The 15,234-nt window shown below is 61.5% G+C and carries 15 protein-coding genes; 4 read left to right on the top strand and 11 right to left on the bottom strand.

Annotated features, from left to right (window positions below):
* Nucleotides 1–66: 66 nt before the first annotated feature.
* Entirely contained in the window at nt 67–612 is a 546-nt protein-coding gene (locus tag FFI94_RS00890) for a ferritin (RefSeq protein ID WP_138871332.1), read from the top strand.
* Here the strand turns inward: FFI94_RS00890 and FFI94_RS00885 are convergent.
* From FFI94_RS00885 to FFI94_RS00870, 4 genes are read right to left on the bottom strand one after another with little or no spacing between them, the layout of a single operon-like run.
* Entirely contained in the window at nt 609–1,397 is a 789-nt protein-coding gene (locus FFI94_RS00885) for an alpha/beta fold hydrolase (protein ID WP_138871331.1), read from the bottom strand. The genes FFI94_RS00890 and FFI94_RS00885 overlap by 4 nt on opposite strands.
* A gap of 49 nt (nt 1,398–1,446) precedes the next feature.
* Nucleotides 1,447–2,361 (bottom strand): DUF5926 family protein, encoded by a 915-nt coding sequence (locus FFI94_RS00880; RefSeq protein WP_138871330.1) that lies wholly within the window; start codon nt 2,359–2,361, stop codon nt 1,447–1,449.
* A gap of 30 nt (nt 2,362–2,391) precedes the next feature.
* Nucleotides 2,392–3,156 (bottom strand): glycerophosphodiester phosphodiesterase, encoded by a 765-nt coding sequence (locus FFI94_RS00875; protein WP_138871329.1) that lies wholly within the window; start codon nt 3,154–3,156, stop codon nt 2,392–2,394.
* Entirely contained in the window at nt 3,153–4,010 is an 858-nt protein-coding gene (locus FFI94_RS00870; RefSeq protein ID WP_313905493.1) for a DUF4328 domain-containing protein, read from the bottom strand. Before FFI94_RS00870 ends, FFI94_RS00875 begins: the two co-directional genes overlap by 4 nt.
* A gap of 444 nt (nt 4,011–4,454) precedes the next feature.
* Between FFI94_RS00870 and FFI94_RS00865 the strand changes: the two genes are divergently transcribed.
* Nucleotides 4,455–6,227: a hypothetical protein gene (locus FFI94_RS00865; RefSeq protein ID WP_138871327.1), complete on the top strand. Its 1,773-nt coding sequence runs from the start codon at nt 4,455–4,457 to the stop codon at nt 6,225–6,227.
* Nucleotides 6,228–6,253: 26 nt separating this feature from the next.
* On the top strand, nt 6,254–7,183 hold the full coding sequence (locus FFI94_RS00860) for an LLM class F420-dependent oxidoreductase (RefSeq protein ID WP_138871326.1): 930 nt from the start codon (nt 6,254–6,256) through the stop codon (nt 7,181–7,183).
* 10 nt (nt 7,184–7,193) lie between these two features.
* On the opposite strand, the gene FFI94_RS00855 is transcribed toward FFI94_RS00860, so the two are convergent.
* From FFI94_RS00855 to FFI94_RS00845, 3 genes are all read right to left on the bottom strand, one after another.
* Nucleotides 7,194–7,787, bottom strand: a complete 594-nt coding sequence (locus tag FFI94_RS00855) for a hypothetical protein (protein WP_260683775.1) — start codon at nt 7,785–7,787, stop codon at nt 7,194–7,196.
* A 107-nt stretch (nt 7,788–7,894) separates the two neighbouring features.
* Nucleotides 7,895–8,608, bottom strand: a complete 714-nt coding sequence (msrA, locus tag FFI94_RS00850; protein ID WP_138871325.1) for a peptide-methionine (S)-S-oxide reductase MsrA — start codon at nt 8,606–8,608, stop codon at nt 7,895–7,897.
* A complete protein-coding gene (locus FFI94_RS00845) occupies nt 8,526–9,725 on the bottom strand; it encodes an acyltransferase (RefSeq protein WP_185993103.1) in 1,200 nt (399 codons plus the stop codon). The genes msrA and FFI94_RS00845 overlap by 83 nt, the downstream gene beginning before the upstream one ends.
* Nucleotides 9,726–9,958: 233 nt before the next feature.
* Between FFI94_RS00845 and FFI94_RS00840 the strand changes: the two genes are divergently transcribed.
* A complete protein-coding gene (locus FFI94_RS00840; RefSeq protein ID WP_138871324.1) occupies nt 9,959–10,582 on the top strand; it encodes a superoxide dismutase in 624 nt (207 codons plus the stop codon).
* Here the strand turns inward: FFI94_RS00840 and FFI94_RS00835 are convergent.
* Genes FFI94_RS00835 through FFI94_RS00820 form a run of 4 tightly spaced genes read right to left on the bottom strand, consistent with a single transcriptional unit; the run spans nt 10,579 to nt 15,210 of the window.
* Nucleotides 10,579–11,934 carry a hypothetical protein gene (locus FFI94_RS00835; RefSeq protein WP_138871323.1) on the bottom strand — a complete coding sequence of 452 codons (1,356 nt, stop codon included), beginning with the start codon at nt 11,932–11,934 and terminating at the stop codon, nt 10,579–10,581. The genes FFI94_RS00840 and FFI94_RS00835 overlap by 4 nt on opposite strands.
* Nucleotides 11,935–11,980: 46 nt before the next feature.
* Nucleotides 11,981–13,669, bottom strand: a complete 1,689-nt coding sequence (locus FFI94_RS00830) for a CotH kinase family protein (RefSeq protein WP_138871322.1) — start codon at nt 13,667–13,669, stop codon at nt 11,981–11,983.
* Nucleotides 13,669–14,346 (bottom strand): DUF4956 domain-containing protein, encoded by a 678-nt coding sequence (locus FFI94_RS00825; protein WP_138871321.1) that lies wholly within the window; start codon nt 14,344–14,346, stop codon nt 13,669–13,671. Before FFI94_RS00825 ends, FFI94_RS00830 begins: the two co-directional genes overlap by 1 nt.
* Entirely contained in the window at nt 14,347–15,210 is an 864-nt protein-coding gene (locus FFI94_RS00820; RefSeq protein WP_397495549.1) for a polyphosphate polymerase domain-containing protein, read from the bottom strand.
* Nucleotides 15,211–15,234 lie beyond the last annotated feature (24 nt).

Genomic DNA, 15,234 nt, shown 5'->3' with positions numbered 1-15,234 from the left:
AAACGCTTACCACAATAAGGCTGCACTGGGATGACAGGGCCTCTGACCTGCACTATCTTGGGGTTCATGACTTCTGGTGACACACACATGACTAAATTCCATGCGCTACTCCGAGACCAGATTCGCAACGAATTCAACGCCTCGCACCAGTACACGGCAACTGCTGTTTATTTCGACTACGCCGATCTTCCGCAGCTTGCCAAGCACTTCTACAAGCAGGCCGTAGAAGAGCGCAATCACGCGATGATGATCGTCCAGTACTTCCTCGATCGCAGCATCAACGTCGAACTCACGGGTGTCGACGGCGCCAAGTCCGACTTCACGGATGTCCGGGAAGCCATTGCGCTTGCGCTCACCCAGGAGAAGTCGGTCACCGAGCAGATCGTTCAGCTCGCGAGCACCGCTCGTGAGGAGGGCGACTACTTGGGCGAGCAGTTCATGCAGTGGTTCCTCAAGGAGCAGGTCGAGGAAGTTGCCAGCATGACAACACTTCTCACCATTGCGGATCGTGCGGGCACCAACCTGTTCGACATCGAAGACTTTGTCTCTCGCGAGATGAGCGTCGTCGGCGATTCTTCGGGAGCACCCGCCGTTGCCGGTGGAGCTGTCTAACGCCGCACCTCACTACCGGCCAGCAGGATCGAGCTGATCAGATCGGGTGAGTCGGTCATCGGAACATGCCCGACCCCAGGCAAAACTATGAGTTTTGCTTGCGGGAAGGGCTTTTTCACGCGCTGGGCCTGATAGACCGGCAGGATGAGATCGCGTCGGCCCCACGCAACTGTCACGGGCACAGCGGGATTCACAATCGGCGGCAACACGAAATCGAGTTCGGCTCCGAGATCGACCAGTTCGTTGGACACAAGCGAGCGACAGTCGGCCAGGGCCGCCGAGTAGCCGACACGGCTCGGATGCGCGAAGAATGCGGCAAGCGCCGGGTAGCGAATCAGCTTGTACCGCAACGCGTGCGGCAGCCCCTCGCCGAAAAGTTTGGCAGTGCCGCGGAGGGCCTGAAACGTGCCGATCGCACGCAACTGATCCAGGTGATTGACAAAGAATCCGGCGGGCGAGAGCGCGGTTGCCGACGCAACGTCGCCGCGGGCCGCGAGACAGAGCGAGATCCACCCGCCGAGAGAGTTACCGGCGACGTGGGCGCGCTCGCCGGCCGGCGTCACCTCTGCGATGAAGTCACTGACATCGTCGATCAACTGACCCATGACGTCGGAACCGAGTTCGGGCAGCGCAGAGTCCCCGTGACCGGGGAGATCGACAGTGACGACCCGCCGATACGGCGTCAACTGATCCAAAAGCGAATCCCACGCCTGACGTCGATGGACAATGCCATGGACGAGCACAAGCGTGGGACCGCTACCGGAAATGTCGTGCGCCAGAGTCATTTCTAAACTTTATACGTGACTCTGCGTAACGTCTATAGGTGGAGCGTTATCAGCGCAGCGTGACCTGACGCCCACGCAGTCCGTCACGCGAACGCAGTTCTGCCGACGTCAAAGGCGCGTCGACGGCCAGGGCCTGCGCCAGACGTTCACCGAACTCGACGGTTGCCGCAACCCACTCGTTTGCGTGCTTCTCCGGGTCCAGGTCGAAGACCGGAACCAGCAGACCGTGGGTGCGGAAAGATCCCGCGTAACGCGAACCCTCACCCAGGTTCAGTCCACCGGCAGCGTGAACACGAGCCAGTGCAAGCATCAGGTCGTCTTCGCTTTCGGGACGAACCCAACGCAGGTGCGCCTTCTCACCGGCGTCCACCCACCACGCTGCGACGAGGCCGTCACCTTCGAGGCGAGCCGACGGCATGATTGCCGCGTTGGCCTGCTCGACGGTGGCCTTGACCTGGGCATCCGTTTCGGTTCCTTCGGGGATCCACCAGTTGAAGTCCTGGTAGACCGTGATGTCGAGCAGTGCCGCGGGATCGACGACGGCGGTGACGGCCGGAGTGTCCTCAGCGGGATCAGCAGCGGGGAGCGCGTCGCCGGGAGCTGCGTCGGCAACCCAGGTCACGGACGCGGCGAGGTCTGCACCCAGATCGGCGGAGTGCGCCTGAACCTGAACACCGACAAATCCGGTTGCGGTCTCACCCTCGTTGCGGACGAGTGCGGCAACAGCGCCGGGGAGAACCGTCGCGACGGTGACGGGGCGATCCGAGCCGATGACGGGCAGCGGGGCCGTGGCCGAAGGAACGAATTCGCGCATGGCAACCAGGTCGCACTCTGCCGCGAGGCCTTCGAACGGGCGGTTGACCGCGCCTGACGCGGCGTCGCGCTCTGCTTGGCGGGCGGCGAGCTTCGCTGCGCGCCCACTGTCTACCTTCGGTCCACTGTTTCTCTTGCTCTTCTTAGCCACGAGGGCAAAACTACACGGCGTCCCGCACGTTTAGGCACTCCCCAGCCATTGCTTCGTGCGGCCGGGATGGTTTGTGGCCACCCAACTGACCCCGAGTTCACGGCACAGATCCACATCCGCCTTGTCGTCGACGGTCCAGCAGTAGGTTGCGCGTCCGGCCGCAGCGGCGCGGTCCACAAGATCGGGGTGCTCACGCAGAGCCTTGACGGACGGGCCGATCGCGGTCGCCCCCACAGCCGTCGACGCTCCGCCGCCAAGATACCGCGACGCGTCGCCGAGAAGGACCGTCGGGAGTAGCGGGGCAGCGCGGCGCACCCGCCACACCGCGCTGGCGGAGAAGGACATCACGACGGCCCGCGAATGATCCGCGGACGGCGGCGACGCGATGCCGAAGCGGTGCAGTTCGGCGAGGAGCTTCGCTTCGACCAGTCCGCCGTATCGCACAGGGTGTTTGGTTTCGATGAACAGTTTCACCGGTCGCGAGAAGTCCAGCGCCAAGGTGATGAGTTCGGTCAGGGTCAGCAGATCGGCGGGCTCACCGGTTGATCCGAAGTCGAGTGCGTTCAGGGAATCGAGGGTCATCTCGCTGACGATGCCTGTGCCGCTGGAGGTGCGGTCCACCTTGCGGTCGTGGACACAGACGAGGTGGCCGTCGCGGGTCAGCCGGACGTCGCACTCGAGCCCGTCTGCGCCTTCTTCGAGGGCCAATTCGTAGGCGGCAAGTGTGTGTTCGGGCCGCGCGGCCGACGCGCCGCGATGGGCTACGACGAGCGGGCCTCGACGATCCGGGCTCACCGAGCAGCCGCTTTTTCGGGTGCCGAATTTTCCAGTACCGATCGTGGAACCGGCACCCATCTTGTCGTGGTGTCCGGTTCGCCTCGCCAGTCCTTGTGCTCGATGCGCCGAATCACCACCAGCAGGAGCGCGGCGGTGGCAGCGGCAATCAAGGCGATGAAGGCCGAGAGGAGCACTCCGTCCGCCATTGCCTGGAGGCCGGGCCGCGAGCGCCAGTACGCATTTACGACCAGGAGGAACCCACTGAAGGCCCAGAATCCCCACCAGATCTTGACCAGCCGGATCCCACGCGGATCGCGGCGCACGAGTTCGAGCAGATATACGGGCGCCATCACGAGATTCAGGACCGGCACTGCGCAGCCGACCAGGATTTCACCTCGCGAGCGTGGGTCGGTGCACATTTCCCGCGCGTACAACTCGCGGCGGGCACGCAACAGCCAGCACACCGCGGCCACGGCAGCCGCTACGGCCGTAAACAACCCTCCGAGTTGGGTGAAGTAGACAGCGGCGTCGGACAGCGTCAACAGCAGTTGTGGGACCAGACGGGTTTGGTTGTACACCAGGATCGCGTAGCGGCCGAGTTCTGCGAAGACCGCCAACGCATACAGGACTGTCGCAATCGTGAGCAGCGAGCCGACGCGATCGGCCATCCGGTCGGCGCGTGACTCCTCGGCGGAGCCGGTGTCGACGATATCGGTGAGTCCCCACGCCGGAACGGCGTCGTATCGGGGCGTCGACGGGTCTGCGCGGGGCGGGCTCGGATCTCCGACGCCGCGTGGTTCGCCGGGGTTGCGGGCGATCCACCGGAAGCCTCGACGGGAGGGTGGCAGATACACGTCGGTTCGGACCGGCATGAGGAGGACACCGCTGCAGCGGGGACACCATCTGCCCGCGGGACCGACGACGGGCCATCGTGCGGCGCACCGTGCGCAGACCTGTACCTGGTTCACACGCTCGATTCTGTCACGCCGTATCGGTAACGGCAGCAAATGGTTTCGCAGCTGTTCCGTAACCTGAACTTCATCTCCAGGTACGACTTTGTGCCGATAATGTGACCTGCGACACCGAAAAACTCGAGTTATCCACACTATCCACAGGTTCATCCCCAGCTTGGGATGAATCCACGGGCCTTTATCCACAGGTCAGGGCTCATGGGTTGTGGGTTTACTGACAGGTGTTAGCGAACGATGCACAGGCTCGAGGATGAATTTGACAAGTGGGCGAATTCCCTGTGAATTCGCGACTGGCGTCCACCGGAGAATCCAGTCCGACCCGGCGCCTGGCAGCATTGCCAGGCGATGACTCCTCCGATGCCGCGCCCCACCCGGTACGTGCTGCCGACCGCACTCGCGTCGATCGCGATTGCACTCGGTGTTCGCACGTGGGTCGCGTCGGCGAACTACTTCTACTGGGACGATCTCATCCTGATCGGACGTGGAGCGCGCTTCCCCCTCTTCTCGAGCGAACTGCTGCTCTACGACCACGACGGTCATTTCATGCCGGCAGCCTTCTTCCTCACTGGCCTCGTGACGCGAATTGCCCCGTATCAGTGGGCTCTTCCAGTGACGCTGCTCGTGCTCGGTCAGGCATTGGCATCACTCGCGCTGCTTCGCACGCTCCGACTGGTACTCGGATGGCGCCCGGCGCTGCTGATTCCGTTGCTCGGATATCTGTTCATTCCGCTCACCTTGCCTGCTTTTGCCTGGTGGGCTGCGGCGCTCAACGCACTTCCCCTGCAGATTGCTCTCGCGTGGGTGTGCGGCGACGCGATTCAACTCGTGCGGACGGGCCGACGACGCTATGCCGTGTCCGGGACAGCTGTTTTTGTGGTGGCTCTGCTGTTCTTCGAGAAGTCGGCGGTGGTGCCGTTCGTGGCCTTCGCGTTCATTTTCTTGTACTTGCGCACGCAGTCCGATGCGGCGCCGATTCGCACAGCTGTGAAAAAAGCCAAGGCGCTGTGGATTCCGAGTGCCGTTGTGCTCGCGATCTGGATTCCGGTGTACCTGCTGACCGTCGAATCGCCGGTGACAGGCAACGGTCGCAGCATGTCTACGGCGCTGCTTCACCACGGCACCTCCCTGGGAATGCTTCCGACATTGTTGGGTGGGCCGTGGCAGTGGGAGCGATGGATTCCGGGGCCTGCGTGGGCCGATCCCCCGATGTTCCTGGTTGTTGCCGCCTGGGTCATGCTCCTGACGGCGATAGCGGTGACCGTGCGCTCCCGACACGGCGCGGTCTGGATCTGGATCTGCGCCGCCGCGTATTTCCTGGCGTCGGTGGTTGCGATGACGGCCACCCGCACCGCCGAGGGCACCACGTACGAATTGGCGCAGACCCTGCGATATTTCACGGATTCGGCCACGGTGTTCGCTCTCGCGATTGCGCTCTACTTCGCGGCGCCGCGACGCGCCGCACCTCGCACGACAGTGCCTGTTGCGTCGCTGGCAGTGGGGCTTTCAGTTCTGTTTGTCGCCAGTTCGCTGGTCTCGACTTTCTCGTTCGTAGCGCTCTGGCGAGAGAGCCCAACGCGTGACTACCTGCAGAATGCACGAGCGTCGTTGGCGCAGAACACGGATGCGCCGCTGCTCGATCAGCCGGTCTCGATCTGGGTGCTCCTCCCCGTCACCTACCCGAACAACATGGCATCAAGCGTGCTGGGCCCACTGCCAGATCGACCTGAATTTTCCTCCAGCACACCGATTCTCCGACTGATCAACGACAGCGGCAATGTCATCGACGGCGAAGTCACCTTCACCAGACGGATCCCCGAAGGCACAGATCCGCAGTGCGGAACACGCGTCGACGGGCCGACAGAACTGACGTTGGACGGCCCATTGGCCGTCTGGGATTGGACAGTTCAGCTCAACTACCTCGCGAGCACAGACGGAATAATCGACGTGTCCTTGACCACTGGCGACGCCGTTTCCGTCCCTGTGAAGGCGGGGCTGCACTCGGTATTTGTGCAGGTTGTCGGCGACGGCCAGTCCGTCAAGGTCACACCGCGGACCCCAGGACTGTCACTGTGCCTGGCCGCCGGGCAGGTAGGAGTGGTTGTCCCCACACAGCCCTGACGCACCGCCAGTGGCAGAGTGAGCACATGGATCTGCGAATCTTCACCGAACCCCAACAGGGCGCTACTTACGAACAACTACTGGCAGTGGCCCAGACGGCCGAAAAGCTCGGGTACGGAGCGTTCTTCCGTTCCGATCACTATCTGGCGATGAATTCCGACGGACTTCCCGGACCGACCGACGCCTGGATCACGCTTGCCGGTATTGCCCGCGAGACGTCGACTATCCGCCTCGGCACGCTCGTCACGTCGGCAACGTTCCGGTACGCCGGCCCGCTCGCCATCTCCGTCGCGCAGGTGGACCAGATGAGTGGTGGCCGCGTCGACTTCGGTATCGGCGCCGGCTGGTACGAAAAGGAGCATGAGGCGTACGGGATTCCGTTTCCGACGCTGAAGGACCGCTTCGAACTGCTCGAGGAAACTCTCGACGTCGTGACGGGCTTGTGGCGCACTCCCGTCGGCGAGCAGTTCGACTACGACGGTAAGCACGTGCAGATCAAGAATTCTCCGGCGTTGCCGAAGCCGTACCAGGACGGCGGGCCGCCCATTCTGATGGGCGGTGTCGGTAAGAAGAAGACTCCGGCTTTGGCTGCGCGATTTGCCAGTGAGTTCAATCTCCCGTTCCAGTCGGTCGGCGCGACCAAGGAGCTCTTCGACGGTGTTCGTCAGGCTTGCACCGATATCGACCGGGACCCGAACGAGCTGACGTATTCCAACGCACTGATCTTGTGCTGTGGACGCAACGAGGCGGAGATCGCCAAGCGAGCCGCTGCCATCGGGCGAGATGTCGACGAACTGCGTGAAAACGGCTTGGCGGGAACGCCGTCGGAACTGGTGGACAAGCTCGGAGCATTTGCCGAGGCCGGTTCGGAGCGCATGTACCTGCAGACGCTCGACCTGAGTGATCTCGACCACCTCGAATTGGTGGCGAGCGAGGTCATGCCTCAGATCGCGTAGGCCTTCGCCTCTAGCCGTGTGCGTCGAGGAACGCGCGCAGATCCCGATCCCACTGCGCGTCGCGGCTGCGGTCGAGCCACACCCGAATCAGCATGAAACCGATGGTCAGCAGCGACATGATGCTGAACCACGTGAAGATTCCGGTCACGACCGCAGCCACGTCGGCCGCGCTCTCCGTGATGGGGGCGATGGTTCTGTCACCGTTGTTGTCGACGTAGATGTCGACGGAAGTGCCTGCCGGTGTGGTGGCGTCGACGGTGATGTCTTCGCGGTGCACCTGCCCGTTCCAGTTCCATTGAGCTGGTGCGGTTTCGGTGTTCGTAGGAATGTAGTCGGCGGTCGCGATGCTGGACGTGACCGAGTCCCCCGTCGTGACGGCGGCAATGGAGTGGGTGTTTCTGGCCTGTTCGGCGATCAGGGCATTCTGGCTTGCTGCCGTTGCGCCGCCTGCCCAGATGGCAAACGGCACCAGCAGAATCGCAAGAACGATCAAGCCGAAGGACATGAATCCTTCGATGCGATCACTACGCCTGACCATCGGATCGTGGCCGACATGAATGGTGCGTCGGAGCAACGACGCTGTTGCTCGCGTACTAGCGGACATGATGCGCTCAGTTCTCTCGACAAGACACTCTTGCTATCGAGATTCCCTTTATTTCGATCTAGTTGCAAGTATTAACGATCGGAATCACATGTGTCCTCCAACACCAACTATTCGTGCGGCGGAAGAATATCGGTCTGTGCCGGCACCTGATCTTGGCGCAATAGTCCTACCGGGCAGCTGACTCCCGTGGCATGGACCGGGCAATATCCGCCGGGGTTTTTTGCAAGATATTGCTGGTGATAGTCCTCGGCGTAGAAGAAATCACGCAGCGGACCTATTTCCGTCGTAATTGCGCCATATCCGGCATCAGTCAATCGTTTACCAAATGCCAGAGCAGACGCGTGCGCGATTCGCTCCTGATCCTCGGATGTCGTGAAAATTGCGGATCGATACTGTGAACCCTGGTCATTTCCTTGACGCATCCCCTGCGTCGGATCGTGGTTCTCCCAGAAATGGGCCAGGATCTGCTCGTACGAAATGACGGCCGGGTCGAAGACAACCAGCACTACTTCGGTGTGCCCGGTGCGTCCCGAGCAGGTTTCCTCGTACGTGGGATTGGGAGTGAAGCCGCCCGCGTATCCGGCGGCGGTGCTGTAGACGCCCGGAAGCTGCCAGAACTCCTTCTCAGCACCCCAGAAACAACCCATACCGACTACGACGGTCTGCATTCCTTCGGGGAACGGCGGCGTGAGCGGATGTCCGTTCACGTAATGCGCCGCTGGCACCGGCATTGCCGTCTCACGTCCTGGCAGTGCGTCCTGCGGACTGATCAGGGTGGATTGTGCGGACGCTCGCCCCAGAATGTCGTCGTACCAGCTCATTCTTTGATTCTACGCGTGAGTACTTGTTTCGCCATCCGGTGATGGTTCGCGCACCGGGCAGCTCGACCCACCGATATCCGAATTCCGCGACGACAGCGGTGACAACAACGAACAGGCCGAAGGCGAGTGTGGGGCCGACGTGTGGGGTCGTGTTCTCGACGACGCGATACAGGATCAGCGTGTGGACGAGATAGATGATGTAGCTGCGTGTCGACAACCATTTCACGACGGCCCAGCGCGTCGGAGCACCGTCGTAGCGGCCGATGAGGACCACGGCGGCGGCGACGACCGTGATGGTCCACAAGTAGTTTTCGCCGGCCCAGTAGACGCGGAACTCGGTGGCCACGAGGATTACGTGAATCTGTGCCAGAACAGCGACGATCAGCCAGCGCCCAGGCGCCAGTCGCGCCCACGCGAGGTACATGATCTGTCCGAGGAAGACTGCCGGGAGTGTCGCCGCGATCTTCGAGAGCATCGGAACGGTGTACGGCATCGGTACGTAAATGTTGTAGAGCAACACCAGCGAGCACAGCGCGGCCCCGCCGAGCGGCATGATGATCGGCCGCATCCGCAGAATCGGCCGCATCGCGACGCAGGCAAGGTAGAAGAGGAATTGGACGGTCAACGTCCAGGTCACGCCGAGAACAGCCACTTCGGGTGTGAGGAAGAACCCGCCGAGGAAGAAGCTCATCAGCGCTTGGGTATTCGAAATACCGTCCTGACCGCTGAACATGCCGTTGATGCCGAGTCGAACCAGCAGGATGGCTATCGCAATCGCCACCCAGAAAGCCGGTACCAGCCGACTCAATCTGTTGGTCAGGAATTTGCCGGGCCGATCGCGTATCGCGGACCGCGTCACCAGGGCGCCGGTCAACATCATGAACGTCGCGACGCCGACAAACGACAAGTGCTGATTCAGCTGGGCGGGCTCGATCAATGCGCCGTATACGACGTCGATCAGCCACCAACCGGAGCCGAGATCGTCGATGACGTAGAACGAGATGTGGGAGTAGATCACCGCCGCCACAGCGAGTGCGCGCAGCAGGTCAGCGCCCGGAAGGTGCACCCGAGGCGGTGCTGCCTCTGATGACTCCGGGAGGAAAACTGGTGCGGGCATCGAGCAAGTTTAAGGTTCCGTTCACCTTTACGACGAATTTCCGAAGGCACCATTGACCGAGATCACGCAGTTTTTGGGTCACCGAACTTTATTTTCAGGTGATGACTACCTGAGCTTAACTGTTGCAGACCGTGTACGAATGTTATTGGGTGGATACCCAAGATTGATCCGCAATCCAAGCACCATACTCTCGAAGAAGCAGGGCTCACGGAGCCCGCAAAGAAGGGACCCTCGTGTCTGTTTACACGCTGCCGGAACTCCCCTACGACTACGCAGCCCTCGAGCCGCACATCTCGGGCAAGATCATGGAGCTGCACCACGACAAGCACCACGCGGCATACGTAGCCGGCGCCAACGCTGCACTCGAGAAGCTGGCCGAGGCTCGCGAGAACGACACCATCGCCGCGCAGGCCAACCTGCTCGAGAAGAACCTGGCTTTCCACCTCGGTGGCCACACCAACCACACCGTCTTCTGGAACAACCTCAGCGCTGACGGTGGCGACAAGCCCGAAGGCGAACTCGCCGCAGCGATCGACGACAACTTCGGTTCGTTCGATCTCTTCCGCGCTCACTTCTCCGCAAACGCCAACGCCATCCAGGGCTCCGGCTGGTCCATCCTCGCGTGGGACTCGATCGGACAGCGTCTGATCATCGTCCAGCTCTACGATCAGCAGGGCAACATCTCCATCGGCCTCACGCCGCTGCTGATGCTGGACATGTGGGAGCACGCTTTCTACCTCGACTACCAGAACGTCAAGGGCGACTACGTCAAGGCATTCTGGAACATCGTCAACTGGAACGACGTCACGGCACGCTTCGAGCGCGCTCGTACGCAGACCGCAGGTCTGATCGTCTAGTCACGTACTTCCTGCTTCACGCGGCGGCGCTCCTGCACCAGGGGCGCCGCCGTTTGCATCAGCAATGCCCCCGCAAGAAGGGCTGTTGCCGTACCGAACACCAAAGCAATTGTGCGCGAATCCGATCCACCTGCGGCCCCACTGGTTTGATTCACCGCCACCGGATCGGACAGCACCGACATCAGCTGAACCTGCTGCGGAGTGGTCATCGCCGGCAACCCGGATTTTGCAGTGTCCAACCCGGTCACCAACGACGTCGCAACCGACTTGAGAGTCCCGAACCCCTGGGTGATCTGAGCGGTCACGTCGTCCAGCATCTGCGGAGCCTGATCCGCGATCGGAATCAAGCCGTCACTCAATTGACCGGCAGCGCTGTTCAATTGAGCACTTGCGCCCTGCAATTGACCGACGGCAGTTCGCACCAGATCACCGAGTGCCGTATCGGGTCCTACCGACCCACCCAGCATCGACGGGACAGCGTTCAATTGTGCTGTCACCGCTCCCAAGTCGGTGCTCACACCAGCCAACTGCGCCGTAATCTCCTGCGGCACCGGCAATCTGTTCAACGCACCTGTCAACGAGTCGATACGCACCTTGAGATCTGCGGTGGACGACGACGCCTCCCCCAACGTCAGACCGAGCGAGTCTGCGCGCGTAGCCAACTCCTCCGCCGACCCAGCTGCCTGATTCACGACGCCGGACACCTGCTCAGCAACGCTCGTCAGCTCCAACGAACCCGCACGGGCCGTCTCCAGATACGGCAGGATCGTGTCTGCCCCGGCCTTCACCTGGTCGATCGACTTCTCGGCGCCCGCTGTTCCCGCCACCAACATCTGCGCGGTCACGAGATTCTGATCGAATGCCCGGCGAGCAGCTGACGTCTGCGACATCAAACCCTTGATACCGTCGGCGCTGACCTGCGCCGATACGGCGCGCGTCAGCGCGACCGCCTGCGCTCCGTCAGTGCCCTGAACATCGAGGTCGATGCTCGCCTGCTGCGGATCCGGGCCGAGCATCGAGGCAACCGACTCACTGAAATTTTCGGGCACGGTGAGCGTCGCAAAGTAGTTGCCGCTGGGACTGTCGACAACGGAGAAGTCAAAATCCTCGCTCGCACTCAGCGTCTCGACCAGCGTGTCACCGGCGCGCAGTTCCTCGCCGTCCAGCACGGTCCCAGCGTCGGTGTTGACTATCGCCACTGTCCGCGAACTGTTCTCGCCGCCCGAGAACCACACCCAGCCCGTACCGCCCACCGCGCCCACCACAACAGCTGCCAAACCGCCCACCGCCAGCCGTCGACCAAGTAGCGACGGCTGGCGGTGAGTGTTCTCGGTGCTGTTCGCGGTGCTCATGGCCGAGACGATAGAGGGCGATCTTGTAGAAATACTGAGAGTGGCCTCAGCCGGCCATCACCGGATCGTCTGCCAGTGCATCCGTCCTGGCCTGCAACCGCGCCCTCATGGTCTCCACCTCGGTGGCAAGAGCCTGTTCGGTCAACCCGTCACTGAGCGGAATCGATGCCGCGACGTCGTCCAGAACTTCCAGCGCGCGCCCACTCGAGAAGAGCTGCTCGTACAGTTCGCGGTACGCGGAGTCATAGGTCTCGGTGAATGCCGTCGACGCGAGGAACCGTTCCTTGAGTTGGTTGCCTCCCATTCCGCCACCCATTCCGCCACCCATGCCCCCAGCGCCGCCGGCTGCTGCTGTGCCGTCGGTGGGTGCAGTGCCGTCGGTGGGTGCAGCCGCTTGCGGCCTCATGCGCCCACCTCGTGCCCCGCCGCCCTGCGGTGCGGCGCCCTGCGGTTCAGCACCTTCTGTCGTGGCGCCCTGCTGCGCTGCGCCGAAACCACCGCCGCCGCCCATGCTGATCGAATCGTGTGGTCCCGCTTCGGAATTACCACTCAGCGCAAGGTTCAGATCCCAGGACACCACGGAGATCTTCTTCGAGTCGAGGTCGTACCACAGGTAGTAGTTCTTGCCCGGCCCTGCCATGTCGTCACTGTTCACCAGAAGATTCTGCGTCGCAACGTATCTGGCAAAGGAATCGACATCCACCCAATCGGCCAGTTCGGCATCGAACTGCTCGTCCGACGCGGAATCGAGCCACTTCAGGAAGCTGATGATCGGCTGGAGGTCTTGTGACCCTTCACCGTTGATCTGCTTGAACTGGTCGACATAGGTCGTCTGGTCGTCACCTTGGTAGGTGAAACTCGAGTTGGCGTCGGCCTTGTACAGCACTCCGTCACTGTCGAACAGGGAGTTCGCGTAGCCGTCGTCCGGATGCTCGAGTATCAACCGCGTCTGGGTTTCGGACCCGTTGACCGAATAGACCGCGTAGCTGTATCGCTGTGTGGGCTGACCACTTTCAGCTGTCAGGGACAACGCCATCGCCTCGTTCAGCACCGGACTTCCTGGCCGGACCGACAGTTGCGTCATACCCTGGTAAGCACGGCCGGAGACGTACTTGTCAAAGCTGATCAGCAACGGCAACGAAGCAGGATCGTCGGCCGAGAGTGTCACCATGCCACCTCGTCCACCCATACCGCCCGGCGCGCCACCTTCTGTCGTAGCTGCGGCGTCCGGCAGTTCCATGCCATCCGGTAGTTCCACGCCATCCGGTAGTTCCATCCCTTCCGGCGGTTGCATACCGCCCTCGCCGGATGTGTTGTTCTGCAAGCCCCTCAGCGTGGAATTGCCTTTGAGTCGCACTCCGACGTCGGCGACAAGTGTGCCGTCGATAGTCAGGTCTGCGGTGATCCACTCCTTGTCACCATCGGTTTCATAGGCTTCGATCATCTTGTCGTAGTCGGCCTGCGTGAATTCGACCTCGAAGGTGTGCTCGACCGACGTGTCGAAGAAATCCACAGTGCCTGTGACATTTTCGGTGACCTGCGACGCGATGACGGTGGCGTCACCGGTGATGTACGGACGAACCCTGCTGTCGCCGAAGACTATGGCAAGCACAGCCACAAACGCGATGAACGTAGCAGCCAATTTCCAATGCTGACGCAGGGGCGTCGGCAGTCGGTGCACCAGCCGTTTGCGCGGCGGCGTAGCCGTCGGGGTGGGCGCCACATTCTCGCCCATCAGATATCAGTCTGGTCGTAACCGGTCAGGACTGTGACTCGCTGGCCGGAGTTGACACCACTGAGTGCCGAGATCAGTTCTGCGGGTTTCTTACCCGGCTTCAGCTGCGCGGTGTAGTACAGCTCGGTCAGAGCGCCTGAACGTACCGATTCGGTGGAAACGAGTTCGAATTCCTTGGTGAAATCGATCAGGATGTCTTCGACCAGCGCGGTGTAGCCGGGCTCCGGGGGAACTTGCACCTTCACAACCTGACGCTGCACGTCGAGCTTGAACATGTTGAATTTGCTCATCAGTACCAAGACGAGGCAGATCGCGACTGTCGCAGCAATTGCCAGGAGGTAAAATCTTGTACCCGTTGTCATTCCGATTGCCATGACGAGGAAGATGAAGCCTACGTCGCGCGTTTCCTTGATGGCGTTGCGGAATCGTACGACGGAGAGTGCGCCGACGAGCGCAAATGCGCGTGCGACGTTGGAGCCGACAACCAGCATGATGAGGCTGATGATCATGCCCACCATCACGAGGGTCTGCACGTACGACTGACTGTACGAAACGTTCTTGTGCGTCAATCGGTACACGTAGCCGATGATCGCGGACAGCACGAACGAAAGTGCAAGCGAGACAATGATGTCGAAGGTCGAAAAAGTGCCGCTGAGATCTTGTAGATCGAAATTCATTTACTGTCCTGTTTTCACGAGGGAGCTCTCGAAAGCGTTCGAGGGCGTGAGCATTTCTTCACGGGCGTGCAGGCGGGAACGTGGTGCCATTCCGAAGGCCTCGATGCTCTGGCAGTACTTGGAGATTCGCACGACGGACATGTCCCGACGCGCCGCCATGTCCGTAACCCAATAGGGCACACGTTCATTGGCTTTGATCTCCACGATGCACAGGTGCGGCGGGATGATGAACCGGTTCTCGGACTCGGACGCGAAGTGGAAGTCGCGGTCTCGGCCGTGGATCTTGTGGTCGATAGTCACCCGCAAGCCGAGATCGGCGTCGACACCGACAAACGCCTCGCGCAGATAGCCGGTGGTGACCGACGGCCGAAGGTCGAGATTGCCGACCAGTGTGGACACTTCGTTGACAAATGGCTGCGCCGATGTGTCGACGTCGATGTCGCTGCGTGTGTCACACAGTTGCCTCGCAACGCCGTACGGAACCTGGATGCGCCGCTTCTGCGTCACACGATTGACCCGTTGTTTGATCTCGACGTACACGGGTGTCTCGTCAACAGCATCGGACGGGCGCCCGTACAGGCGGATTCTGAGTTTGCGGCGAAACTTCAGACCCTCGATCTTTTCCCAGTAGAAGCGCAGGCTCTGTGTGTCGTAGTACAGGCTGGTTACCGGGTATCCACCGATCGGCGAATTCACATCGGAGTCCATGTGCGCGTTCAGTTCCTCGCGCAATGCCGGAACGTCACGTTCGTGAGCTAGATACTTGATTTCATACCGGTTGAACGCATGGAGCGAACTGGCAGTGTGCAGAGATCGTTCAGGCGTTCCCAATGACGTGGCCTTTCTTCGTCGACTGGAAGACAGTTCACTCCATCAAGCTTTGGTAAT

This window comes from Rhodococcus sp. KBS0724, assembly GCF_005938745.2.
Taxonomy (GTDB): domain Bacteria; phylum Actinomycetota; class Actinomycetes; order Mycobacteriales; family Mycobacteriaceae; genus Rhodococcus_F.
Note: the sequence above shows the minus strand (reverse complement) of the source record. Positions and strands in the feature narration are given on the sequence as shown.